The 23,303-nt window shown below is 74.1% G+C and carries 21 protein-coding genes; 13 read left to right on the forward strand and 8 right to left on the reverse strand.

Annotated elements, in window-relative coordinates:
• Positions 1-59: 59 nt before the first annotated feature.
• From A8713_RS19500 to A8713_RS19520, 5 genes are all read right to left on the reverse strand, one after another.
• Positions 60-839 carry a succinate dehydrogenase iron-sulfur subunit gene (locus A8713_RS19500; protein ID WP_064534842.1) on the reverse strand — a complete coding sequence of 260 codons (780 nt, stop codon included), beginning with the start codon at positions 837-839 and terminating at the stop codon, positions 60-62.
• Entirely contained in the window at positions 839-2,593 is a 1,755-nt protein-coding gene (gene sdhA / locus A8713_RS19505) for a succinate dehydrogenase flavoprotein subunit (protein ID WP_064534844.1), read from the reverse strand. The genes A8713_RS19500 and sdhA overlap by 1 nt, the downstream gene beginning before the upstream one ends.
• A 24-nt stretch (positions 2,594-2,617) precedes the next feature.
• The gene (locus A8713_RS19510; RefSeq protein ID WP_037887867.1) at positions 2,618-3,097 is read right to left on the reverse strand and encodes a succinate dehydrogenase hydrophobic membrane anchor subunit; all 480 of its coding nucleotides are present in this window, start codon (positions 3,095-3,097) and stop codon (positions 2,618-2,620) included.
• Between the two features lie 5 nt (positions 3,098-3,102).
• Positions 3,103-3,483 carry a succinate dehydrogenase, cytochrome b556 subunit gene (gene sdhC / locus A8713_RS19515; protein WP_078509667.1) on the reverse strand — a complete coding sequence of 127 codons (381 nt, stop codon included), beginning with the start codon at positions 3,481-3,483 and terminating at the stop codon, positions 3,103-3,105.
• A 167-nt stretch (positions 3,484-3,650) separates the two neighbouring features.
• Positions 3,651-4,217, reverse strand: coding sequence for a 2-oxo-4-hydroxy-4-carboxy-5-ureidoimidazoline decarboxylase (locus tag A8713_RS19520; protein WP_237305558.1), 567 nt, complete (start codon positions 4,215-4,217; stop codon positions 3,651-3,653).
• A gap of 198 nt (positions 4,218-4,415) precedes the next feature.
• Between A8713_RS19520 and A8713_RS19525 the strand changes: the two genes are divergently transcribed.
• The 6 genes from A8713_RS19525 (at position 4,416) to A8713_RS19550 (ending at position 10,189) form a co-directional block, all read left to right on the forward strand.
• Positions 4,416-6,050: a beta-N-acetylhexosaminidase gene (locus tag A8713_RS19525; protein ID WP_385496894.1), complete on the forward strand. Its 1,635-nt coding sequence runs from the start codon at positions 4,416-4,418 to the stop codon at positions 6,048-6,050.
• Positions 6,051-6,238: 188 nt separating this feature from the next.
• Positions 6,239-6,856 (forward strand): hypothetical protein, encoded by a 618-nt coding sequence (locus tag A8713_RS19530; protein WP_064534848.1) that lies wholly within the window; start codon positions 6,239-6,241, stop codon positions 6,854-6,856.
• A 144-nt stretch (positions 6,857-7,000) separates the two neighbouring features.
• Positions 7,001-7,621: an RNA polymerase sigma factor gene (locus tag A8713_RS19535; protein WP_064534850.1), complete on the forward strand. Its 621-nt coding sequence runs from the start codon at positions 7,001-7,003 to the stop codon at positions 7,619-7,621.
• 77 nt (positions 7,622-7,698) lie between these two features.
• Positions 7,699-7,947: a hypothetical protein gene (locus tag A8713_RS19540; RefSeq protein ID WP_216826775.1), complete on the forward strand. Its 249-nt coding sequence runs from the start codon at positions 7,699-7,701 to the stop codon at positions 7,945-7,947.
• 317 nt (positions 7,948-8,264) lie between these two features.
• Positions 8,265-8,927 carry an RNA polymerase sigma factor gene (locus A8713_RS19545; protein WP_064534852.1) on the forward strand — a complete coding sequence of 221 codons (663 nt, stop codon included), beginning with the start codon at positions 8,265-8,267 and terminating at the stop codon, positions 8,925-8,927.
• A complete protein-coding gene (locus A8713_RS19550; RefSeq protein WP_237305416.1) occupies positions 8,927-10,189 on the forward strand; it encodes an extensin in 1,263 nt (420 codons plus the stop codon). Before A8713_RS19545 ends, A8713_RS19550 begins: the two co-directional genes overlap by 1 nt.
• Before the next feature lie 208 nt (positions 10,190-10,397).
• Here the strand turns inward: A8713_RS19550 and A8713_RS19555 are convergent, their stop codons facing one another.
• The gene (locus A8713_RS19555) at positions 10,398-11,381 is read right to left on the reverse strand and encodes a L,D-transpeptidase family protein (RefSeq protein WP_064534856.1); all 984 of its coding nucleotides are present in this window, start codon (positions 11,379-11,381) and stop codon (positions 10,398-10,400) included.
• Positions 11,382-11,546: 165 nt separating this feature from the next.
• Here A8713_RS19555 and A8713_RS19560 point away from each other — a divergent pair, with 165 nt between their 5' ends.
• Together A8713_RS19560 and leuE are read left to right on the forward strand one after the other, a co-directional pair.
• Positions 11,547-13,127: an acyl-CoA mutase large subunit family protein gene (locus tag A8713_RS19560; protein WP_064534858.1), complete on the forward strand. Its 1,581-nt coding sequence runs from the start codon at positions 11,547-11,549 to the stop codon at positions 13,125-13,127.
• 75 nt (positions 13,128-13,202) lie between these two features.
• Positions 13,203-13,856 (forward strand): leucine efflux protein LeuE, encoded by a 654-nt coding sequence (leuE, locus tag A8713_RS19565; RefSeq protein WP_064534859.1) that lies wholly within the window; start codon positions 13,203-13,205, stop codon positions 13,854-13,856.
• A 42-nt stretch (positions 13,857-13,898) separates the two neighbouring features.
• Here leuE and A8713_RS19570 read toward each other — a convergent pair whose 3' ends face one another.
• Positions 13,899-15,260, reverse strand: a complete 1,362-nt coding sequence (locus A8713_RS19570; protein ID WP_064534861.1) for a polysialyltransferase family glycosyltransferase — start codon at positions 15,258-15,260, stop codon at positions 13,899-13,901.
• The gene (locus A8713_RS19575; RefSeq protein ID WP_064534862.1) at positions 15,257-16,237 is read right to left on the reverse strand and encodes a glycosyltransferase family 2 protein; all 981 of its coding nucleotides are present in this window, start codon (positions 16,235-16,237) and stop codon (positions 15,257-15,259) included. Before A8713_RS19575 ends, A8713_RS19570 begins: the two co-directional genes overlap by 4 nt.
• A 199-nt stretch (positions 16,238-16,436) precedes the next feature.
• On the opposite strand from A8713_RS19575, the gene A8713_RS19580 reads away from it, so the two are divergent.
• The 5 genes from A8713_RS19580 (at position 16,437) to A8713_RS19600 (ending at position 23,107) form a co-directional block, all read left to right on the forward strand.
• The gene (locus A8713_RS19580) at positions 16,437-17,795 is read left to right on the forward strand and encodes a DUF6716 putative glycosyltransferase (protein WP_064534864.1); all 1,359 of its coding nucleotides are present in this window, start codon (positions 16,437-16,439) and stop codon (positions 17,793-17,795) included.
• A 74-nt stretch (positions 17,796-17,869) separates the two neighbouring features.
• Complete coding sequence (locus tag A8713_RS19585) at positions 17,870-19,249, forward strand: acylneuraminate cytidylyltransferase (RefSeq protein WP_064534866.1); 1,380 nt, start codon at positions 17,870-17,872, stop codon at positions 19,247-19,249.
• Positions 19,246-20,184: an N-acetylneuraminate synthase family protein gene (locus A8713_RS19590; RefSeq protein WP_064534868.1), complete on the forward strand. Its 939-nt coding sequence runs from the start codon at positions 19,246-19,248 to the stop codon at positions 20,182-20,184. Before A8713_RS19585 ends, A8713_RS19590 begins: the two co-directional genes overlap by 4 nt.
• Positions 20,185-20,400: 216 nt before the next feature.
• A complete protein-coding gene (locus tag A8713_RS19595) occupies positions 20,401-21,486 on the forward strand; it encodes a hypothetical protein (RefSeq protein ID WP_443069765.1) in 1,086 nt (361 codons plus the stop codon).
• A gap of 358 nt (positions 21,487-21,844) precedes the next feature.
• The gene (locus A8713_RS19600) at positions 21,845-23,107 is read left to right on the forward strand and encodes an amidohydrolase (RefSeq protein ID WP_064534870.1); all 1,263 of its coding nucleotides are present in this window, start codon (positions 21,845-21,847) and stop codon (positions 23,105-23,107) included.
• Positions 23,108-23,303 lie beyond the last annotated feature (196 nt).

The following is a 23,303-nucleotide window of genomic DNA, read 5'->3' on the forward strand; positions in this document are numbered from 1 at the left end:
GGAACAGGGCTCGCGGGACCGGCGCGCCCTCGCGCGGGGCGCACCGGTCCGCGTACGCCTCAGAAGCGCCGGGTGATCAGCGCCCGCTTGACCTCCGCGATCGCCTTCGTCACCTCGATGCCGCGGGGGCAGGCGTCGGTGCAGTTGAAGGTGGTGCGGCAGCGCCAGACGCCGTCCTTGTCGTTCAGGATCTCCAGGCGCTGCTCGCCCGCCTCGTCACGCGAGTCGAAGATGAAGCGGTGGGCGTTGACGATGGCGGCCGGACCGAAGTACTGGCCGTCGTTCCAGAACACCGGGCAGGAGGAGGTGCAGGCCGCGCACAGGATGCACTTCGTCGTGTCGTCGAAGCGCGCCCGGTCCTCGGCCGACTGCAGCCGCTCGCGCGTGGGCTCGTTGGTGTCCTTCGTGATCAGGAAGGGCATCACGTCCCGGTACGCCTGGAAGAACGGCTCCATGTCGACGACCAGGTCCTTGAGGACCGTCAGGCCCTTGATGGCCTCGACCGTGATCGGCTTCTCGGGGTTGATGTCCTTGATCAGCGTCTTGCAGGCCAGCCGGTTCTTGCCGTTGATCCGCATGGCGTCCGAGCCGCAGATGCCGTGCGCGCAGGAGCGGCGGAACGTCAGCGTGCCGTCGTGGTCCCACTTGATCTTGTGCAGCGCGTCGAGGACACGCTCCTTGGGGTCCATCTCCAGCTGGAAGTCTTCCCAGGCGGACTCCGCCGAGACCTCCGGGTTGAAGCGGCGCACCCGGAGGGTGACGGTGATGTAGGGGGAGTCGGCGAAACCCGGCTCGGGCTGCCCGGCCGCGTCCGCCTTGTCCAGAACAGGGGTTGCCATCAGTACTTACGCTCCATCGGCTGGTAGCGGGTCTGGACGACCGGCTTGTAGTCGAGACGGATGGATTCGGACCCGTCGGCGCCGACCTCGCGGTACGCCATGGTGTGGCGCATGAAGTTGACGTCGTCGCGGTTCGGGTAGTCCTCGCGGTAGTGACCGCCGCGGGACTCCTTGCGGGCCAGGGCGGAGACCGCCATGACCTCGGCCAGGTCCAGCAGGTTGCCCAGCTCGATGGCCTCCAGGAGGTCGGTGTTGAACCGCTTGCCCTTGTCCTGGATCGACACGTTCCTGTAGCGCGCGCGCAGCTCGGCGATCTTCTCGACCGCCGTCTTGATCGTCTGCTCGGTGCGGAACACCATGACGTTGGCGTCCATGGTCTCCTGGAGCTCGCGGCGGATGGTGGCCACCCGCTCGGTGCCCGTGGAGGAGCGCAGCCGCTCGATCTGCTCGACGACCTGGCTCTCCGGGTCCTCGGGCAGCGCCACGAAGTCCGCGCCCTCGGCGTACTCGGCGGCGGCGATGCCGGCCCGGCGGCCGAAGACGTTGATGTCCAGCAGCGAGTTGGTGCCCAGGCGGTTGGCGCCGTGCACGGAGACGCAGGCGACCTCGCCGGCCGCGTACAGGCCCGGCACGACGGTGGTGTTGTCCGCCAGGACCTCACCCTCGACGTTGGTCGGGATGCCGCCCATCGCGTAGTGCGCGGTGGGCTGGATCGGGATCGGGTCCGTGTAGGGCTCGATGCCGAGGTAGGTCCGCGCGAACTCGGTGATGTCGGGCAGCTTGGCGTCCAGCTGCTCCGGCGGCAGGTGCGTGAGGTCGAGGTAGACGTGGTCGCCCTCGGGACCGCAGCCGCGGCCCTCGCGGATCTCCGTGTAGATGGAGCGGGACACGACGTCGCGGGACGCCAGGTCCTTCATGACGGGAGCGTACTTCTCCATGAAGCGCTCGCCGTCCTTGTTGCGCAGGATGCCGCCCTCACCGCGGGCGCCCTCCGTCAGCAGGATGCCCATGCGCCAGATGCCGGTCGGGTGGAACTGGAAGAACTCCATGTCCTCCAGCGGCAGCCCGCGGCGGTAGACGGCGGCCTGGCCGTCACCGGTGAGCGTGTGCGCGTTGGAGGTCACCTTGAAGAACTTGCCGGTGCCGCCGGAGGCGTAGATCACGGACTTCGCCTGGAAGACGTGGATCTCGCCGGTCGCCAGCTCGTACGCCACCACGCCGGCCGAGCGCTTGACGCCGTCGACCTCGGTCAGCAGCTGGTCCAGGACGTAGAACTCGTTGAAGAACTCCACGCCCTCCTTGACACAGTTCTGATAGAGCGTCTGGAGGATCATGTGGCCGGTGCGGTCGGCCGCGTAGCAGGAGCGGCGGACCGGGGCCTCGCCGTGGTTGCGGGAGTGACCGCCGAAGCGGCGCTGGTCGATCGTCCCGTCGGGCGTCCGGTTGAACGGCAGGCCCATCTTCTCCAGGTCGAGGACCGAGTCGATGGCCTCCTTCGCCAGGATCTCGGCGGCGTCCTGGTCGACCAGGTAGTCACCGCCCTTGATCGTGTCGAAGGTGTGCCACTCCCAGTTGTCCTCCTCCACGTTGGCCAGCGCGGCGGCCATGCCGCCCTGCGCGGCGCCCGTGTGGGAGCGGGTGGGGTAGAGCTTGGTCAGCACGGCGGTGCGGCTGCGCTTGGTCGACTCGATGGCGGCGCGCATACCGGCGCCGCCGGCGCCGACGATGACGGTGTCGTACTTGTGGATCTTCATGAGTGGATTACCTCAGCCCCGTGCCTAGCGGATGTTCGGGTCGAAGGTGAAGATCACCAGCGTGCCCAGCAGGATGGTCCACACCGTGGCGGTGTAGAGCAGGCCCTTCAGCCACAGCCGCGTGTTCGCGCGCTCCGCGTAGTCGTTGATGACGGTACGCAGGCCGTTGCAGCCGTGCAGCATGGCCAGCCACAGCATCAGCAGGTCCCAGACCTGCCACCAGGGCGAGGCCCAGCGGCCCGCGACGAACGCGAAGCCGACCTTGGAGACACCGCCGTCCAGCACGAGCTGGATGAGCAGGTGGCCGATGACCAGGACGACCAGGACGACGCCGGACAGCCGCATGAAGAGCCAGCCGTACAGCTCGAAGTTGCCCCGGGTCGACTTCGGGGTCTTCTTGGTGCGCTTGCGCGGCGCCTCGATGAGCGGCGCCGGGTTGTCGACGTTGTAGGAGGCGCCCTCGACCGGGCCGACGCCGGAAGCGGTGGTTTCAGTGGTGGACATGCGCGTCAGCTCCCGAAGACGACTCGAGCGGCGTGGCCCAGGACGGGGTAGACGGCCCCGAGCATGAGCACGACCCAGACGCCGACGACGGTCCAGAGCATCTGCTTCTGGTAGCGGGCGCCCTTGGCCCAGAAGTCGACGGCGATGACACGGAGACCGTTGAGCGCGTGGAAGAGGATGGCGGCGACGAGGCCGTACTCCAGGCACGCGACGATCGGGGTCTTGTACGTGGACACGACCTTGTCGTAGTCCTCGGGAGACACGCGGACGAGCGCGGTGTCCAGCACATGAACGAACAGGAAGAAGAAGATGAGGACGCCGGTGACTCGGTGAGCCACCCAGGACCACATTCCTTCCCGTCCGCGGTACAGCGTTCCAGCCGGCACGGAAGAACCCTCCGGGAGCGGGGACTAGGGCCGCGCCGGCTTCACTGTCGGTCGGGCCCGGCCGGGTACGGTCCACCGGCCCCCAGCATCGTAGCGACGTGTGGGAGCGGTGCTGACAGCGGGCCTGCCGGTGTGATCAAACTGGCACGCAAAGGGGCACGGACGGCTCAGTGCGGAGCGGCCACGGGCGACGGGTGGTGCGCGGACTGCCGGGCGCGGCCGTGCTGGGGCTGGCCGGGCACCGGCGCGGCCCCGGCGGGCGCCGCCGCGGGGCCCCGGGCGGCGCGCAGCAGCCGCCCCCGCGCCAGGCGCCGCAGTTCGTCCGAGGCGGTGACCCGTTCCTCCTCGGGATCGTTGGCCAATCGTGACCGGATCGCCGCCAGCACCCGGTTCAGGGCCTCCTCGGGAGCGGCGTCGTCCAGGCAGATGACGAACTTGTGTCCGAATCTGGCGTCGTAGGCCGCGTACGCGGCGCTCAGCGCCGTGGAGGCGGCGAGGTATATGCCCTCGGGCAGGACGGGCAGCGGCTCCGCCGCCAGGGCCTCCGCCAGATCGGCCGGGCCCAGGTCGTAGGCCGCCTCGTCCGCCGCCGCCAGCAGGGCGGGCAGATCGGGGTAGGGGCGGTGGGCGGTGACGCGGTGGGCCCAGCGCGGGCTGCGCAGGCAGGCCAGGAGGGTGCGGCGGGCCTCGTCGGGCGGGGCGGTGTTGAACTGCTCCAGGTTCTGCGCGCGCAGCGTGGGTCCTCGGCGTGGGAACGGGCGCCCGGCTGACGGGCGTTCCGGATGAGTCGGCAGGGGCTGCCGTGAGTCGTGCGGCCACGTTATCGGCAGCGGCCCGGATGTGTCCGGCCGCTGCCCGGATTTCACCCGGACGGGAGAGTTTGGGCGCCGTGTGTGGACCGTCGGAGCGGCCCGGACCCGTAGGTTGGCCGGGTGAGTCAGCACAGGCGGCGACGTGCCGCGGCCCCCGCGCCGCGGCGCCGGTGGGTCTTGGTGGGCGGGGCGTTCGCCGTCACGGTCGGACTCGGCGCCGGCCTCGGCGTGTGGGCCTCGGGCGGCGGCGACGGCCCGGCGGGCGCGGCGCGCGCCACGCCCGGCGCCTCCTCCCCGGACCCGGCCGCGCCCAGCCCGGCCCGGACCTATCCCCTCTCGCAGGCGCCGCGCACCATCCCGGCGGTCCGCTCGCACACCGCGGCCCGCGGGCCCGGCTGGCGCCCGGAGCGCGGCGAGCGGGTGGTGATCGGCGCCCCGTCCCTGGCCGACGAGGGCCGGCTGATCGCCGGTGAGCTGGGCCTGGCGTACGCGGGCGAGCGCGACGACGTCCGGACGGGCGATGTGCGTCTGGAGCTGGGCGGCGGCACGGACGGCAACCCGGAGTCGTACACGATGACCGTGCGGGAGGGGCGCGTCACCGTCAGCGGGCCGGGCGACGCGGGCGTCTTCTACGGCACCCGGACCCTGAAGCAGGAGGTGCACGCGGGCGGCACCGCCCCGGAGGGCGTCGTGGCGGACGCGCCCGCCAAGCCGCGGCGCGGCTTCATGCTGGACATCGCGCGCAAGCCGTTCCCGGCCGACTGGATCGCGGACCGCATACGCGAGCTGGGCGACCTGAAGTACAACGAGCTGGGCCTGCACTTCTCCGACGACCAGTCCTTCCGCATCCAGTCCGACACGCACCCGGAGGTCGTCTCCCCGGACCACCTCACCAAGGCGCAGGTCGAGCGGCTCGTCGCCCTCGCCGCGAGCCGGCACATCACGGTGGTGCCCGAGATCGACTCGCCCGGCCATCTGGGCGCGGTGCTCGCCGCCCACCCGGAGCTGCGGCTGCGCACCGCGCAGGGCGCGGTGACCAAGGGGGCGATCGACATCTCGCAGGACGGCGCGGCCCGGATCGTGGACGACCTGCTCGGCGAGTTCGCCGGCCTCTTCCCCGGCGGCCTGTGGAACCTGGGCGGCGACGAGTACCAGGCGCTGACCGTGCGCAGCCCCGAGGCGTCCTACCCGCAGCTGGCCGCCGCCGCGCGCCGGGCCCACGGCGCGGACGGCAATGTCGCCGACCTGACGACCGGCTGGCTGAACGACCGCGCCGCCGCCGTCCGCGCCCGCGGCCGGACCGTGCGCGCCTGGAACGACGGCTTCTACCGCAGCAGTTCGGTGCGGCCGTCCGACACCGTCGAGGTCGCCTACTGGACCGGCAAGGAGCTGGGGGCGCGGCAGCCGGCCGCGTACCTGGCCGCCGGGCGCCGGGTGATCAACTACAACGACGAGTTCCTGTACTACGTCCTCGGCCAGCCCCAGACCTTCGTCTACCCGACCGGGCAGCGGATCTACGAGCAGTGGACGCCGCGCGTGCTGCGCGGCACCGAGGCCGTGCCCGCCCGCTACGACTCCCAGATCCTCGGCGGTGTCTTCGCCGTCTGGTGCGACCTGGCCTCCTCCCAGACCCCGCAGCAGGTGGCCGCCGGGATCCGTATGCCGCTGCGGGCCACCGCCCAGAAGCTCTGGGACCCGGCGCGCCCGGCCCTGTCCTGGACGGAGTTCAGGGCCCTGGCCGACCGGCTGGGCTGAGCCCGCCGCGCACCCGCCGCGTATCCGGCGGACCGCCGGGCGCCGCGTCCCGGAGGATGGCCGAAATCTTTTGTTCCGCACCGGCTCTCGACGGCGGGTGAGGGGCGTGTGACACTGCGGACGGCCGCCCGCGAAACCGGACGGTGCGGCCTGGCGCAGGGGGCGGGCCCTGCCGGGGGGAGGCGTGGATGAGCCTGGTGGAACTGATCGTGCGGGCGGACGAACGCGGCCTCGCCGCCAGCGGACTGGCCTGTTTGGATCGGTGCGTCCCGCTGCTGGGCGGCGCCGACGCCGAGGCCGACGACGTGCTGCGCCCGCTGTGGGGAGCGCTCACGGACGAGGGCGGCGACTGGGGCGACTGGGGCGGCCCGCTGGAGCGGGCCCGTACCGCCCTGGCCGCCGCGGCGCCCGCCGCCCCCGGCGACGAGGCGGCGCTGCTGGCCCGCCGCATGCTGGACGAGGCCCCGCCCGGTCGCACCTCCGCTGCCGCCGTACGGGAGTGGGCCGACGCCTGCTCGGTCGCCTCGCTGCGGATCCACCGGCTCCTCGACCGGCCCGAGGACGGCGCGCCCGACCCGGCCGGTCCGCGGGACCTGGACGCCGTGCGGCGGGCGCCCGGCCCGGCCGGCGTCCGCCTCCAGGGACTGTCCCCGCTGGTCGCGGCCGAACTGCGCCGCCAGATCACCGTCCTGGAACTCCTCGCCGGGCCCGGCCCCGGCGGGCTGCGCGGGGCCCGGGACGTGGCCACGGAGGGGCGCCGGGTGCTGCGGGCGGCCCTCTCGCGCCGGGCCCGCGTCCGCGGCTGACCCGGCCGGGCCGCCCGGCGGCCGGGCTGTGACACTTCCGCGGGGCCCGGCGCTGATGACCATGGGCCGTACGGCACGGCCCGTCCTGTGACACGGCGGGCCCGGCCGGTGCCCGCTTCGCACTCGCCACTTACGGGGACAGCGTTGGGCCAGGCAGGGGAGCCCCGTCGCGCGCGGGCGACCGACGGGGAACTGGGCGCGGCGGTCGCGCGGGCCCAGCAGGGCGACGAGAACGCGTTCGCGGTCGCGTACCGGATCGTGCAGCCCGGACTGCTCGGCTATCTGCGCGGGATCGTCGGCGCGGAGGCCGAGGACGTGGCCTCCGACGCCTGGCTGGAGATCGCCCGGGACCTGGGCCGGTTCCAGGGTGACGGGGCCGGTTTCCGGGGCTGGACGGCGACCATCGCCCGCCACCGCGCCCTGGACCATCTGCGCCGCCGCCGGGCGCGCCCCCGGTCCACGACCCTGGAGGACGCCGACGCGGAGGCCCTGGTCGCCCCGCAGGACACCCATGAACAGGCGCTGGAGTCGCTCTCCACCCAGCGGGCCCTCGAACTGGTGCGCTCCCTGCCCCGCGACCAGGCGGAGGCCGTACTGCTGCGGGTCGTCGTCGGCCTCGACGGTCCCGCCGCCGCCCGTGTCCTCGGCAAGCGGCCCGGGGCCGTGCGCACCGCCGCGCACCGCGGGCTGAAACGTCTCGCCGCACGGCTCGGGGCGCCGGGTGTGACGCAGGACGGCCCGCGGCCGCTGGGGGAGTCGGAGTGAACGGCACCGGCGGGCCGCGCGACGGACCGTGCGGTGGGTCCGCCCGGCGGACCCGGACAGGACGGACGGACCCGGACATGGGCGAACAGCGGAGCGAGAGCGGTTTCGGCCATCGTGTGCGCGGCGGTCCCGGCGCGGCAGGTCCGCCCGGCCCCGCCGGTACGCCTCCCGAGGCGCTGCTCGCCGCCGCCCTGCGCGCGCGGCCCGCGCCCGGCACCGAGGCCGAGCGGCGCGCGCTCGCCGCCTTCCGGGCGACCTGGGAACAAGGGGTCCGGCGTCCGGCCAGGACCCGGCGCCGCGACGACTGGCGCCCGCGTCGCCGCTGACGAAGAGAAAGTCCGGACCGGTCCCCGGCCCGCTGTGCCGAGGCAACGGCCGGGGCCGCCACCCCCCACAGGAGAGACCCCGGCCGTCGCGCGGCACGGGCCGCGCGGCGGCCCGTACTCCCTACAGCGCCATGAGTGCGTTTTCTGTCACACCTCACTCTCGGAGGAATTGGTTGCACGTTGTACGGTCGTGGACGACAGGCGGTTTCAGGCCGTAACGTGCCTTTCGCGCCCGGCGCGGAAGATGCATGATCACCGCAATGTTCGACGGCCGCGTTGCCGCGACGATCCTGCTCGATCTAGCGAGGAACCACGGGGTGCTGGGGGACGACGCGGAGCTGACCGCCGCGGTGCTTGCGGCGCAGACCGGGGACGAGACCGCGTTCCGGACTGTGTACCGCGCCGTGCACCCGCGCCTGCTCGGATATCTGCGCACACTGGTCGGCGAACCCGACGCCGAGGACGTGGCGTCCGAGTCCTGGCTCCAGATCGCCCGCGACCTGGAGCGGTTCAGCGGGGACGCCGACCGGTTCCGCGGCTGGGCCGCCCGGATCGCCCGCAACCGCGCGCTCGACCACATCCGGATGCGGGGCCGCCGCCCCGCCATAGGCGGCGACGAAACGGAACTCGCCGGACGGGCCGCCGAGTCCGATACCGCGGACGAGGCCATCGAGTCCCTCACCACCGGCAGCGCGCTGTCCCTGATCGCCCAGCTCCCCCAGGACCAGGCCGAGGCGGTGGTGCTGCGCGTGGTGGTGGGCCTGGACGCCAAGACCGCCGCCGAGACGCTCGGCAAGCGGCCGGGCGCCGTCCGCACCGCCGCGCACCGCGGTCTGAGACGGCTCGCCGAACTGCTCGGCGGCGATCCGGAATCCGTCGACGTGCTCGGTGCGATGCCGCACCTGAGAGAACCGCGGGGACGCGCGGTGACGTCCGCCGGTGTGACGCATACGCGCGCCCGGACGCAGAAGGACATGTGATGGCCGACGAGCAGTACCGATGGCTGGACAGCGACAGCGCGGAACGCCTGCTCCGCGGAGAGCCGCTGGACGCCGTCGACGTTACCGTCCGTGACCAGGCCGAACGGCTCGCGCGTGCCCTGGACGCGCTCGCCGCTGAATCCGTCGTCCACCCCGCACAGGCACCCGCCGAGCTGCCCGGGGAGGCCGCCGCCCTGGCCGCCTTCCGCAAGGTCCGCGCCGAACGGGCGGCGTCCGCCGCGGAATCCGTGGCGTCCGCCGGGGCGCCGGCCGCCGACGCCGGACTCGTCCGGATCGCCGCGCACGGAGCGGCCCCGGGGCACGGCACCCGCACCCGCGCCGGGCGTCCCCGGCGCCCCGGCCCGCGCCTGGGCCGCCCCGTCCGGCTGGCGCTGACCGCCACGCTGGCCGCGGGAGCGCTCGGCGGGGTCGCGGCGGCGGCCACGACCGGGGTGCTGCCGTCTCCGTTCGGCGGCGACGAACCCGCGCCCGCCGCGTCCGCGCACGCACCGGCCGCCCCCGCCCGCCCCACGTCCTCGCCGTCCGGGACCGGCACCGGCGCCGCGGCCGGCGGGCCGGGTCGGGCCCGCGGGTCGGCCACGGCCGGTTCCGCCACGGGAGGCGCCGAGGACACCGGCGACGACGGCACCGCGCAGGGCTCCGCCGCCGGCCACGACGACGACCGGGGCCGCCCGGACGGGCGCTGGGGCCGGCTGTTCGCCGCCTGCCGCGACCTGCGGGACGGCAAGTCCCTGGACACCGGCCGCCGGCACGTGCTGGACGGGGCGGCCGGCGGTTCGGCGCGGGCCTGGACGTACTGCAGGGGTGTGCTGAAGGCGGCCGAGGGCCGCGGCACCGGGCAGAGCGGCCGGGACGACCGGGACGGCAACGGCAACGGCAACGGCGGCAGCGGAGCCAAGGGCGGCGGCAAGGACAACAAGGGCAACGAGGACAACAAGGGCAACGAGGGCGGCAAAAGCGGCAAGGGCAGCAAGGGCGGCAGAGGGGGAAGCGGCGGGAAAGGCGGCGGGGGCGGTCACCAGGGGCACGGCGGTGACGACGACGCCGGTCACGCCGAGGGCACCGGCGGCCGTCCCGGCGGCGAGGTCCCGCACGGCGGTCACCCCGGCGGCGGCCATCCCGGCGGTCATCAGGGCGGCGATCACCCGCGCCGGGACGTCGTGATCCGCTCGACCACCGCGGCGCCGTCCCCGGGCGAGGCGGCGCCGTCCGCCCCGGCTTCCCCTCTCGCAACGCGCTGACCTGGTGTTTCACCGATGCCGGAAAAATTCTCCCAGCAGGGTGTGACGTTTTCGACCGCCCCGACGCAGTAGTGAGTGAGCCGACTGGTCATCGGCCCTCGCACAGAGCCGGGGTTCCCCCCGTACCCGCGGCTCGTGCATCGGCGCGGGCGGGGCACGTTCCCCCGGTCCCGCCCGCGCCACGAATCCTTCCGGGCCCGCGCCCGCCTCACCAGTGCACGACGACCTTGTCGCCCTCCTTCACCTGCGCGAACAACTGCGCGATGGCGGCCTCGTCCCGTACGTTGACGCAGCCGTGCGAACCGCCGGCGTAGCCCCGGGCCGCGAAGTCCGACGAGTAGTGCACCGCCTGCCCGCCGCTGAAGAACATCGCGTACGGCATGGGGGAGTGGTAGATCGTCGACACATGGTGGCGTGACTTCCAGTAGACCTTGAACACACCGTCCCGGGTGGGCGTGGCCTCGGTGCCGAACCGCACCGCCATCGTCGACACCGTGCGCCCGTCGATCATCCAGCGCAGCGTCCTGGTCGTCTTGTCGATGCACAGCACCCGGCCGGTCAGACAGCGCGCGTCCGGCGCCCCGGCCGGCTGGCCGCCCATCAGATACAGCTCCCACTGCCCCGGCTCGTGCGTCATCGCCCGCAGCCGCTGCCAGGTGACGGTGTCGGCGCGGCCGGTGACCGGCAGTCCGCGCTTGCCCTGGAAGCCGCGCACGGCCTGCTCCGTGGCGTCGCCGTACGTCCCGGTGGGTCCCTCGGCGAGCCAGCCGACCTGGCGCAGCCGCGCCTGGAGCCTGCGTACGGCGAGGCCGCTGTCGCCGCGCGACCACAGGACGGGAGCGTCGGTCCGCGGGGCGGGGGCCGGAACCGGCCGCGTCTTCCCGCCGGAACCCGCCGACCCGCCCGACCCGGTGGCGCCCGTGGACCCGGTGGAGCCGGTCGTGGCCTTGGGCTTGCCGTCGGACGCGCGGGCCTTCCCGCCGCTGTCGCCGCCGCTCCGGTGGCCGCCCTGGCCGCCCGCGCCGCCGCCGGCGGGCCGGGTGGACGGGACCTCGATGTGCACGGGCGGGCGGTGCTGTCCGCCCGCGCCCGCGCTGGAGCCCTCCTCGGCCGGCGTGCAGCCGAACACCCCGGCCAGCGCCCCGGCCGCGGCCACGCCCGCCGCCACCTTCCTGATGCCCCCGCTGCGCATACGGCCCCCCGCTGTCTCCACGGTGTGTGCGGTGCCCGCCGCCGTGGACCGCGGCACCCCACCGGACAGTCTTTCCACCCGCGCCCGGTGGCGAACCACGGCGCGAGGTGGGAAACAGGGGAAGGCAGGTGGAACGGAAGGAAACGGAGCGCACGGAGGCACGCCATGGCACGCGAGTCGGAGTCGGGTCTGCCCGTCGAGCCGGTGTACGGCCCGGACGCGCTGGAGGGATGGGACCCGGCGGTGGAGCTGGGGGAGCCGGGCGGATACCCGTTCACGCGGGGCGTGTACCCGTCGATGTACACGGGCCGCCCCTGGACGATGCGGCAGTACGCCGGGTTCGGCACGGCCGCCGAGTCCAACGCCCGCTACCGGCAGTTGATCGCGAACGGTACGACGGGCCTGTCGGTGGCGTTCGACCTGCCCACGCAGATGGGCCACGACTCGGACGCCCCCCTCGCGCGGGGCGAGGTGGGCCGGGTGGGGGTGGCGGTCGACTCGGTGGAGGACATGCGGGTGCTGTTCGACGGGATCCCGCTGGACCGGGTGTCGACGTCGATGACGATCAACGCCCCGGCGGCGCCGCTGCTCCTGATGTACCGACTGGTCGCGGAGGAGCAGGGGGTGGCGGCGGAGAAGCTGACGGGGACGGTCCAGAACGACGTGCTCAAGGAGTACATCGCGCGGGGCACGTACATCTTCCCGCCCGAGCCGTCGCTGCGGCTGACCGCGGACGTCTTCCGGTACTGCCGGGCGGAGATGCCGCGGTGGAACACCATCTCGATCTCGGGCTACCACATGGCGGAGGCGGGAGCCTCGCCCGCGCAGGAGATCGCGTTCACGCTGGCGGACGGCATCGCGTACGTGCGCACGGCGATCGCGGCGGGCATGGACGTGGACGACTTCGCGCCCCGGCTGTCCTTCTTCTTCGTGGCCCGGACGACGCTCCTGGAGGAGGTCGCCAAGTTCCGTGCCGCGCGCCGGATCTGGGCGCGCGTGATGCGGGAGGAGTTCGGCGCGCGGGACCCGAGGTCGTGGATGCTGCGGTTCCACACGCAGACGGCGGGGGTGGCGCTGACCGCGCAGCAGCCCGAGGTCAACCTCGTCCGGGTGGCGGTGCAGGGCCTGGCGGCCGTCCTCGGCGGCACGCAGTCGCTGCACACCAACGCCTTCGACGAGGCCCTCGCGCTGCCCACGGACACCTCCGCGCGGCTGGCGCTGCGGACGCAGCAGGTCCTGGCCCACGAGACCGATGTGACCGCGACCGTCGACCCCTTCGCCGGGTCCTACGCCATCGAGCGGATGACCGGCGACATCGAGGCGGCCGCCCGGCTCCTGATGGACCGGGTCGAGGAGCTGGGCGGGGCGGTCGCCGCGATCGAACGCGGCTTCCAGAAGGGCGAAATCGAGCGGAACGCGTACCGCATCGCGCGGGAGACCGACTCCGGGGAGCGGGTCGTCGTCGGCGTCAACCGCTTCCGGCTCGACGAGGAGGAACCGTACGAGCCGCTGCGCGTCGACCCCGCCGTCGAGGCCCGGCAGGCGCAGCGCCTCGCCGCGCTCCGCGCCGCCCGCGACCAGCCGGCCGTGGACACCGCCCTGACCGCCCTGAAGCGGGTGGCGGAGGGCGACGGCAACGTCCTCCTGCCCATGAAGGAGGCGCTGCGGGAGCGCGCCACGGTGGGCGAGGTGTGCGGCGCGCTGCGCGAGGTGTGGGGGAGCCACAGGCCGCCGGACGCGTACTGAGCGGGGGCCGGGGCCGCCCGTCTCGTCCCCCGGGACATCTCCCGGAGTGTCGTACTGCCGTGCGACACTCCAGCCATGTTCGGCGTCATCGATCTCCCCACCTATCTGGCGGGCCTCGTCCTCATCGTGCTGCTCCCCGGGCCCAACTCGCTCTATGTGCTGTCGGTGGCCGCCCGGCGCGGCGTCCGCTCCGGGTACACCGCGGCGGCGGGCGTCTGGTGCGGGGACACCGTGCTGATGACCCTGTCGGCGGCCGGGGTCGCCTCCCTGCTCAAGGGGAACGCCCTGCTGTTCGGGATCGTGAAGTACGCGGGCGCCGGATACCTCACCTGGCTGGCGATCGGGATGCTGCGCGCCGCCTGGGCCATGTGGCGCACCCGGCGCGAGCGCACCGCCGAGGCCGGCCCGGACGCGGGCGGCCCCGCCGACGAGCGGCCCTTCCGCCGGGCCCTGGTCGTCAGTCTGTTCAACCCGAAGGCGATCCTGTTCTTCGTCGCCTTCTTCGTGCAGTTCGTCGACCCGGGCTACGCCTACCCCGCTCTCTCCTTCGTCGTGCTCGGCGCCTTCGCCCAGGTGGCCAGCTTCCTGTATCTGAGCGCCCTGATCTTCAGCGGCACCAGGCTGGCCGCCGCCTTCCGCCGCCGCAAGCGGCTGTCGGCGGGGGCGACCTCGGCGGCGGGCGCGCTGTTCCTGGGCTTCGCGGTCAAGCTGTCGCTGGCCGGCGCGTAGCCGCCCGCCGGACCCGCTCGCGCGGCCCGGCGGCCGGCCGGCTCAGGCTCCGCGGCCCGCCCCGCGCCGCAGGGCCCGCGCCTGCCGGGCCACCCGCCGCAGGGTCTTGTTGCGCGGGATGAACGCCAGTTGCCGTGGCACCCCGCCGGGCAGCCCCAGGGCGGTCAGCCGGCGGCGCTTGAAGTAGCGCAGGGTGCGCGGACCCGGGTGGGCGGCGAGATACCGCTCCGCGTCCCCGCGCAGCCCCGGGCAGATCCTCGGCCGCATCGCGAAGGAGACCGCCCGGACCAGTTCGGCCAGCGCCGCCACGGCCGCCGGGGCGGCCGGCCCCGCGCCGGGCTCCTGCCCGGCCACCGCCGCCGCGTCGGCCAGGTCGGGCAGCAGCGCGTCGACGATCGTCACGGGCACCCGGTTGCTGTTCTCGTACGGCGTCAGCCGCTCCAGCAGCATGCCGGTGCCGGTACGGGCCACCGGCAGCCCGTACAGCGTGGAGGCGGTGAGCAGCGCGGTGGAGAAGCAGCCGACCACCAGCGCGGGCCGCGCCCGCTGGTACAGCACCTCGGCGAGGACCGGCACGTCGAGCACCGTCAGCTCGGCGCCCAGCTCCGCCGCCTCCCGCTCCAGCGCCCGCGACCAGTGGGCCGGTGCGGAGGGGTGCGGCTTGAAGACGACCCGGCTGTGGCCGAGCGCCACGGCGCCCCGCAGCATCCGCACGTGCAGGGCCTCCTCCTCCTCGGCGGTGAGGATGCCCAGCGCGGCCAGGTACTGCCCCAGCAGCAGGGCCGGTCCGTCCGGCAGGTCCGGCAGCTCCGGGGCGGCGTCGGCGAGCTGGGCCAGCACCTCGACGAAGGCGTCCGCGGGAATCACCTCCGGCGCCACGCCGAACTCGGTGAGCAGCACCGGCCGCAGGCCCGGTACCAGGTCCAGGTGGAGCAGCCGGTCGATGCGGGTGCCCACCAGCGGGTCGAGCTTGTTGCGGGTGGGGCCGTAGCTCATCAGGCCGTCGGCGTAGACGGTGACCGGCGCGCCGGTGAAGATCCGGCAGACCGCGAGCGCCGGGTCGACCTGGATCGACTCGACGGCCAGCTCGACGTCGTCGTCCCCCAGGTTCCACAGCAGCCGCAGATGCCGCTCCCACAGCGGTACGTCGTCCGGGCGCGGGGACCAGCCGCCCGGGTGGGCGGGGGAGACGGTCTCGTTCCAGGACAGCACCTCGTCGAACCGGTGGCGCAGCCGGGCGAACCCGGCCAGTTCGTCCAGGGACGGTGTGGTCTCCGGGTTCGCCGTGGTGTTGCAGACGAGCAGGATGCGCCGGCCGGCCTGGCCGAAGCAGCCGGCGTCGAGGGCGGCGGCGAGCGTGGCGGCGCCGTACAGCGTCGAGGCGAGGAAGATCCGGGTGGTCACGCGGCGGCCCCCGTGATGGCGGCCGGGCGGCGGCGCAGCCGGCGCAGCCGGGTGGCGCGCCGGACGTCCATGGAGTCCAGTGCCTCGTCCAGGACGCCCTGCGGCATCCGGCGCAGGGCGCGCGCGCCGAGCGACCTCAGTCTCCGTGCCACCGGCGGTTCGAACCTCTCGGCGGAGCCCAGATGGTGGGCGAGGATCGCGCAGTAGGTGCGCACGGCCTTGGGCAGCAGCAGCTCCGCATCCCGGTCCCGGGCGGTTTCCTCTAGGACCTGGTCGAAGGCGCGCAGGAAGTCGAGCTGGCGCACATCGCCGATCTGGGTGAGCGAGGTGGCCACGCCCCGCCGGTAGTGGACGCCCAGCAGACCGCAGACGGCGAAGGACTCCGCCTCCCGGTGCAGCCTCCAGATCCACGGCCGGTCCTCGGCCGTGCGCAGCCCGTCCGTGAAGTGCAGCAGGCCCCGCTCCAGCAGCCGCCGGTGGTAGACGCCCGCCCACGCGTAGGCGTAGTCGACCGGCGTGGTGCGGTCGGCGGGCAGGATCGCCGCCCGCGGGTCGAGGACCACCCCGCGCCGGCCGTGCGGCACCCGGTGCACGCTGCGCGCCCGCCCGGCGCACTGCACATGGTCGGCGCGGACGAAGTCGCAGCCCAGTTCCTCGATCACGGCGAGCAGCCGCGGGTAGTAGCCGGGGGCCAGCCAGTCGTCGCCGTCCAGGAACGTCACGTACTCGCCGCGTGCCCGGTCCAGCCCCGTGTTGCGCGCGGTCGCCAGACCGCCGTTCCGCTCGCGCCGGACGAGGACCGCACCGGGCAGTTCGCGTTCCGCGCGGGCGAGGACATCCGGGGTTCCATCGCTCGAACAGTCGTCGACGAGTATGAATTCGAAATCTCCACGTGCGTTCGAATGCAGACTCTTCAAGGTGTCGGGTGCGTATTGCCGCACGTTGTAGAACGGCACGATGACGGAGAGCTTGACCACGTGTGTGACGTTAGGGCGCGGCTCCCGCCCGTGTCCTGACCGCCGGTTCGCCCCGGGGTGAACGGCTTGTGGCGATGGTGTGAACCGGACTCCCCGGCGCACGCGCACGCCGCCGATTCGGCGTTCGTAGACGTGCTCTTCACTGTTTGTTGCATTCAGGTTGGGCCGGATCTAGAAATGCCTTCCTAGCGTTTTCGTCGTGGCAGCAAGTGCAACGAACTCCCTCCGGGCCGCCGTTCTCGCCGATTCTGACACCAGATGGAAATGGGGTGCGCTCACCGCACAGCGCGTCGCCCCCGCCGGCGCCGCCGTCCGGCTCGACGGCTACCTCCTGCGGGGCCGTGCCACCCCTACCCCCCGCCAGCTGACGGAGGTCGGCGTCCGCGCCGACTCGCTCCGCGAGGTGAGCGCGGCCGAGTTCCTGCACGGGCTGCGGCAGGACACCGCAGCCGAGCCCTACGACCTGCTCGTCCTCGCCCTCGTCGGCGGCGGCGTCCAGGCCGTACTGCACGGGCTGCGGCACACCTGGCAGGGCGCCGCCCGGCGGCCCGTGGTCGTCACCGGCTATGTCGGCGTCGTCTACGAGAAGCTCACCGACGGCCTGCTGCTGCGGCACGGCGCCGACCTCGTGCTCGCCAACTCCCGTCAGGACGCGGAGCGTTTCCGCGCCGTCTACGAGGGTGTGGGCGCCGACGCGGCCGCGGTCACCGAGGCGGCCCTGCCCTTCCTCGGCGGCGCCCCTTACACCGGCGCGCACGACCCGTACACCGTGGTGTTCGCCGCGCAGCCCTCCGTGCCGGAGAGCCGCCGGGACCGCGCCTACCTGCTGGAGCGGCTGATCCGGCACGCCCGGCTGCACCCCGGGCGCGAGGTGCTGCTCAAGCTGCGCTCCAAGCCGGGCGAGCACACCACCCACATCGAGGAACTGCCGTACCAGAAGCTGGCGCGCCGGCTCACGCTGCCGCCCAACCTGCGCCTGGTCCACGGGCACATGGGAGAGGTGCTGGACCGCACCGACCTGCTGGTGACGGTCAGTTCCACCGCCGCCCTGGAGGCGCTGCACCGCCGGGTACCCACCGCCGTCCTCACCGACCTCGGGGTGCGCGAGGCGCTCGGCAACCACCACTTCACCGGTTCCGGCTGCCTCGCCTCCTGGGACCGGCTGGATGCCGGGTACCGGCCCGTGCCCGAGGAGGACTGGCTGGCCCGGCAGGGCGTCGCTCCGGGGGGCGCGCCCGCCGGGCCCGGCACCCCCGGCGAGGACGCGTACGCCACCGCCTTCGACGAGGCCCGGGAGAAGATCGCCGGCCTGCTCGGCGAGCGCGGCGCGCTGCCCCCGCTCGCCCCCTACTACACCCCCACGACCGCGCCCGGCTATCTGCCGGGCCTCCTCGCCCGCCACCACCTCGGGCCCGACGGCGCGCCGCTGCCGGGCGCACCGGCCGCCGGCCGGGAGCCCGGAGCGGTCCGGCGGACCCTCCGCCGCGCCGCCCGCGGCGCCTACCGCCACGGTGTGCAGCGCGTGGCACCGGTGATCCGGCGGATGGGCGAGCTGTGAGCGGCCCGGCCCCCCGCCCCGGCCGTCCGGTCCCGTACGCGAGCGGCCCGGCCCCACGTCAAGGAGCAGAAGCCATGTCCCACCCGGAAGCGTGCCAGGGCGCCCCGGCGCACCGCGTCCTCGCGGTGATCCCCGCGCGCGGCGGCTCCAAGGGCGTGCCCGCCAAGAACCTCGCCCCCGTCGGCGGCGTCCCGCTGGTGGCACGGGCGGTGCGCGCGTGCCGCGCCGCCCGGCTCGTGACGGACGTCGTGGTCTCCACCGACGACCGGGCGATCGCCGCGGTGGCCCGCGGGGCGGGCGCCGAGGTGGTGCTGCGGCCGGCCGCGATAGCGGGCGACACCGCCACCTCCGAGGCGGCCGTCCTGCACGCGCTGGACGCCCACGAGGCGCTGCGCGGCGCGGCGGTCGACGTGGTGCTCCTGGTGCAGTGCACCAGCCCGTTCCTGACCCGCGAGGACATCGACGGGGTCGCCCGCGCGGTCGTCGAGGACGGCGCGGACACGGCGGTGACCGTGGCGGCCTTCCACGGGTTCCTGTGGCGGTCGGCCGAGGACGCGGCGGGCGCGGCGAGCGTGGCGGGCGCGGCGGGCGTGGCGGCCGGGGTGGATCCCGCGTACACCGGCGCGGCCGCGGTGGGGGGCGCACACGGCGCGGACGCTCCGCGCGCCGGTACCGTCACCATCGAGCCCGCCACCGGCGGCTACGGCGTCAACCACGACAAGTCCTTCCGCCCCCGCCGCCAGGACCGCCCGCAGGACCTGCTGGAGACCGGTGCCGCCTACGCGATGGACGCGGCGGGCTTCCGTGTCCACCGGCACCGCTTCTTCGGCCGCACCGAGCCGGTCCGCACCGACCCGGCGCGCGTCCTGGAGATCGACGACCCGCACGACCTGGCCCGCGCCCGCGCCCTCGCGCCCCTGTTCGACGCCGACGCGGTGCCCGCGGGCCCGCGCCCGACGGCCGCCGACATCGACGCGGTCGTCCTCGACTTCGACGGCACCCAGACCGACGACCGGGTGCTGATCGACTCCGACGGGCGGGAGTTCGTCTCCGTGCACCGCGGCGACGGACTCGGCATCGCGGCGCTGCGCAGGAGCGGCCTGAAGATGCTGATCCTCTCCACGGAGCGCAACCCGGTCGTCGCCGCCCGCGCCCGCAAGCTCGGACTGCCGGTGCTGCACGGCGTCGACCGCAAGGACCTCGCCCTCGAGCAGTGGTGCGAGGAGCAGGGCATCGCCCCCGGGCGCGTCCTCTACGTCGGCAACGACGTCAACGACCTGCCGTGCCTCGCCCTCGTCGGCTGGCCGGTGGCGGTCGCCGACGCCCACGACGCCGTACGCGCCGCCGCCCGCGCCGTCACCACCGTCCCCGGCGGCCACGGCGCCGTCCGGGAGATCGCCGACTGGATCCTCGGTCCCTCCCTCGCCCCCTCCCCGAGTAAGGAATCCCGATGAGCACCAACTCCCGCCTGCGCACGTTCGGTTCCCGCGAGGTCGGCCCCGGCCGCCCCGTCTACATCTGCGGCGAGATCGGCATCAACCACAACGGCGAGCTGGAGAACGCCTTCAAGCTGATCGACGTGGCCGCCGACGCCGGCTGCGACGCCGTCAAGTTCCAGAAGCGCACCCCCGAGATCTGCACCCCGCGCGACCAGTGGGACATCGAGCGCGACACCCCCTGGGGCCGGATGACCTACATCGACTACCGCCACCGCGTCGAGTTCGGCCGGGACGAGTACCGCCGGATCGACGCGTACTGCAGGGAGAAGGGCATCGACTGGTTCGCCTCCCCGTGGGACACCGAGTCCGTCGCCTTCCTGGAGGAGTTCGACGTGCCCGCCCACAAGGTGGCCTCCGCCTCGCTGACCGACGACGAACTGCTGCGCGCGCTGCGGGACACCGGCCGCGCGGTCGTCCTCTCCACCGGCATGTCCACCCCGAGGCAGATCCGGCACGCGGTCGAGGTCCTCGGCTCCGACAACATCCTCATGTGCCACGCCACCTCCACCTACCCGGCCAGGGCCGAGGAGCTGAACCTCCGCGTGATCAACACGCTGGAGAAGGAGTACCCGAACGTCCCGATCGGCTACTCCGGCCACGAGACCGGCCTGCAGACCACCCTCGCCGCGGTCGCGCTCGGCGCCGCCTTCGTCGAGCGGCACATCACCCTCGACCGCGCCATGTGGGGCTCCGACCAGGCCGCCTCCGTCGAGCCGCAGGGCCTGACCCGCCTCGTCCGCGACATCCGCACCATCGAGGTCTCGCTCGGTGACGGCGTGAAGAAGGTCTACGACTCCGAGCGGGCCCCGATGAAGAAGCTGCGCCGCGTCGCCGGTGTGGTGGCCGAGGCGGAGATCGCCGCGGCGGCGGGCGAGCCGGTCTCGGTGTGAGGCCGAGACCGTCCCCCCTCCCACCCGCACGCGACGGAACGGTCGTACGCCGATGACCCCCCACCCCGGCGCCCCCCACCCCGGCGCCCCCACCCCGGCGCCCCCCACCCCGGCGCCCCCCGCCCCGGCACCGCGGGCCCCGACCCCGCCGCCGTATACGCCCCCGCGCCCACGCCCACGCCCACGCTCGCCTTCGTCGAGAGTCCCGTCCAGCTCCTGAACGTCCTGGAGTGGGCCCACGCCCGCGGCCTCGCGGCCCGCGTCCGGCGCCCGGCCACGGACGGCGGGCACCCCCCGCCGCACCCGCCCGGCGGACCTGTCCGCGACCCGCTCACGCTGGTCGTGCTGGCCCCGACCGACCCGATGACCCGGGGCCAGCTGCGCCGCATGGCCGAACTGGCCCGGGACGAGGGGTACGAGGTGCGGTGGGAGGAGGCGCGGGGCGGGGCCTCGGCGCCGTTCCGGACCATCGGCGCGCTGGCGGGGCGGCTGCGCCGGGCGGGCCGGGTGGTGCTGGGCGACCCGTACTCGCGGTACGTGCAGCTGCTGCTGACGATCACCGGGGCGCCCGATCTGGTGGTCGTGGACGACGGCACCGCGACCATGGAGTTCACCGCCCAGCTCTGCCGCGGCGAGCGGCTGGTGCGCTGGCACCGCAAGGGCGGCCGGCCCGGCCCCCGCGACCTGCTGTTCGCCCCGGTGTCCGCCGCCGCCCGCCGCCGCCTCGCACCCGCCGCCGGGCGGGACGGGCGGCGGGTGGAGGTCTTCTCCTCCATGCCGCTCGGCACGGTCCCGGACGGGGTGAGCGTCACTGCGAACCGCTTCGTGTGGACCCGTGCCCGCTTCGGACCGCCCCGCGTCACCACCGGCACGGATCTGGTGGGCACCTCCCTGGTGGAGACCGGCGTGGTGGACTGCGACCGCTACCTGGCCGCCGTCCGCGCGCTGGCCCAGGCGCACGGCGCCGGCCGCTACTTCGCGCACCGCCGCGAGAGCACCGAGAAACTGCACCGGCTCGCGGTGGAGACCGGCCTCGAGGTGGTCCGCCCCGAACTGCCCCTGGAGCTGACGGCCCGCCGCGGCCCCATCGGCCGTACGGTCCTCAGCTTCCCCTCCACGGTCGTGCACACGCTGCCGCTGGCCCTGGCGGGCACCGGAGTGCGGGTCGCCGTGTGCGACATCGATCCGAGCTGGCTGACGCCGACGGCCTCTCCGCGCGCCGAGGGCTTCCTCTCCGGGGTGACCGGCACCGCGCGCGGCGTGCACCGGGTGGTGACGGGACCGAATCACTACGCTCTGTGACCATATGCAGCCGCCCTGCGAGTGATCGGCCAGGGGTGATCACCGTCGGCCCGCCGGGCGGCGACTCCCCGGTGGGCCGGCAAGGGAACACGGTGGCAAGTCCCGCCGGTGATCACAGTGTGCGGAACATGGCGTCCAGCAGGTGAACATTTCGGGCGTGATCCGGACGGCACGTGGTATGCCTGGAGAAAAGAACAAAAGCGGTCCACTCGGCCGAGCAGGACGGGCGAGTGTACCCATCCCATTCGACGCCTATGCGCCGACGGCCGGCTCTTCTTCCCCTGACGGGCTGAACTTTTGTTGAACGAGGGGCAGTTGACCGTCCCGGCGTCATACCCTTCAGAGGGTGAACCAACTGATGTCCCCAGAGTCCGAGGCCGATCATCCCGCGGAGAACGCCCTGCCCGGCACGCTGCCGGAGGCGCTGTTCGCCGAACTCGTCGCGTTCCGCCGCGACCTGCACATGCACCCGGAGCTAGGCAACCAGGAGTTCCGCACCACCGCCGCGATCAAGGCGCGGCTGGAGAAGGCGGGCCTCAGGCCCCGGGTGCTCCCCTCCGGGACCGGCCTCGTCTGCGACATCGGCAAGGACGCCGAGGACGACACGGGCATCGACGAGAACGCCACCGAGCCGGACGCCGCCCACGGCATGCTGGCGCTGCGCGCCGACATCGACGCGCTGCCGATCCCGGACACCAAGAGCGAGAGCCCCTACCGCTCGACCGTGCCCGACCGCGCCCACGCCTGCGGCCACGACGTGCACACCACCGTGGTGCTCGGCACCGGACTCGTCCTCGCCGAGCTGCACCGCGAGGGGCTGCTCGCCCGCCCCGTACGGCTGGTCTTCCAGCCCGCCGAGGAGGTGCTGCCCGGCGGCGCCACCGAGGCGATCAAGGCCGGGGTGCTCGGCGGCGTCAGCCGGATCCTCGCCGTGCACTGCGACCCGCGGGTGGACGCCGGGATGATCGGCCTGCGCCAGGGTGCCATCACCTCCGCCTGCGACCGCCTGGAGGTCTCCCTCGACGGTCCCGGCGGGCACAGCGCGCGGCCGCACCTGACGACCGACCTGGTCACCGCCGCCGCCCGTGTCGTCACCGACGTGCCCGCCCTCGTCGGCCGCCGCATCGACACCCGCGCCGGCCTCGCCGTGACCTGGGGACGTATCGAGTCCGGGCACGCGCCCAACGTCATCCCGCAGCACGCCGAGCTGGCCGGCACCGTGCGCTGCCTGGACATCAAGGCCTGGCGGCACGCCCCGGACATCGTGGTCGCCGCCATCGACGAGGTCGCCAACCTGCACAAGGCCAAGTCGGAGATCAACTACGTGCGCGGTGTGCCCCCGGTGGTCAACGAGCCGGAAGCGACCGAACTGCTGCGCGAGGCCATGACCGCCCGGCGCGGCCCGTCCTCCGTGGAGGACACCGAGCAGAGCCTGGGCGGCGAGGACTTCTCCTGGTACCTCGAACACGTGCCCGGCGCCATGGCCCGCCTCGGCGTCCGCACCCCCGGCGAGCGCACCCTGCGCGACCTGCACCAGGGCGACTTCGACGCCGACGAGTCCGCGATCCGCGTGGGCGTGGAGCTCTTCACGGCGGCGGCGCTGCTGCACCCGACGCACTGAGCCCGGTCCGGCGCACCGCCGCGGGAGGGGCGCCCCCGGGCACCCCTCCCACGGCCCCCTCCCGCGGCGGCACGGTTCGGTAACGGCGCGGAAAAACACCGTTCCCCCCTCCTTCTACGCGCGTTACTGTGCGCCGGACTCGCCACCAGGGGCGGCACATGGGGCGCGCGCCGGTGACGGCGCCGTGGCAAGAAGG

Source organism: Streptomyces sp. SAT1, assembly GCF_001654495.1.
Classification (GTDB): Bacteria; Actinomycetota; Actinomycetes; order Streptomycetales; family Streptomycetaceae; genus Streptomyces; species Streptomyces andamanensis.

What these genes read in the sequence shown, in the direction of transcription:
- A8713_RS19500 (WP_064534842.1), bottom strand. Translation starts at nt 839, where the DNA reads ATGGCAACCCCTGTTCTGGACAAGGCGGACGCGGCCGGGCAGCCCGAG.
- sdhA (WP_064534844.1), bottom strand. Translation starts at nt 2,593, where the DNA reads ATGAAGATCCACAAGTACGACACCGTCATCGTCGGCGCCGGCGGCGCC.
- A8713_RS19510 (WP_037887867.1), bottom strand. Translation starts at nt 3,097, where the DNA reads ATGTCCACCACTGAAACCACCGCTTCCGGCGTCGGCCCGGTCGAGGGC.
- A8713_RS19530 (WP_064534848.1), top strand. Translation starts at nt 6,239, where the DNA reads ATGAGCCTGGTGGAACTGATCGTGCGGGCGGACGAACGCGGCCTCGCC.
- A8713_RS19540 (WP_216826775.1), top strand. Translation starts at nt 7,699, where the DNA reads ATGGGCGAACAGCGGAGCGAGAGCGGTTTCGGCCATCGTGTGCGCGGC.
- A8713_RS19550 (WP_237305416.1), top strand. Translation starts at nt 8,927, where the DNA reads ATGGCCGACGAGCAGTACCGATGGCTGGACAGCGACAGCGCGGAACGC.
- A8713_RS19555 (WP_064534856.1), bottom strand. Translation starts at nt 11,381, where the DNA reads ATGCGCAGCGGGGGCATCAGGAAGGTGGCGGCGGGCGTGGCCGCGGCC.
- A8713_RS19560 (WP_064534858.1), top strand. Translation starts at nt 11,547, where the DNA reads ATGGCACGCGAGTCGGAGTCGGGTCTGCCCGTCGAGCCGGTGTACGGC.
- leuE (WP_064534859.1), top strand. Translation starts at nt 13,203, where the DNA reads ATGTTCGGCGTCATCGATCTCCCCACCTATCTGGCGGGCCTCGTCCTC.
- A8713_RS19585 (WP_064534866.1), top strand. Translation starts at nt 17,870, where the DNA reads ATGTCCCACCCGGAAGCGTGCCAGGGCGCCCCGGCGCACCGCGTCCTC.
- A8713_RS19590 (WP_064534868.1), top strand. Translation starts at nt 19,246, where the DNA reads ATGAGCACCAACTCCCGCCTGCGCACGTTCGGTTCCCGCGAGGTCGGC.
- A8713_RS19600 (WP_064534870.1), top strand. Translation starts at nt 21,845, where the DNA reads ATGTCCCCAGAGTCCGAGGCCGATCATCCCGCGGAGAACGCCCTGCCC.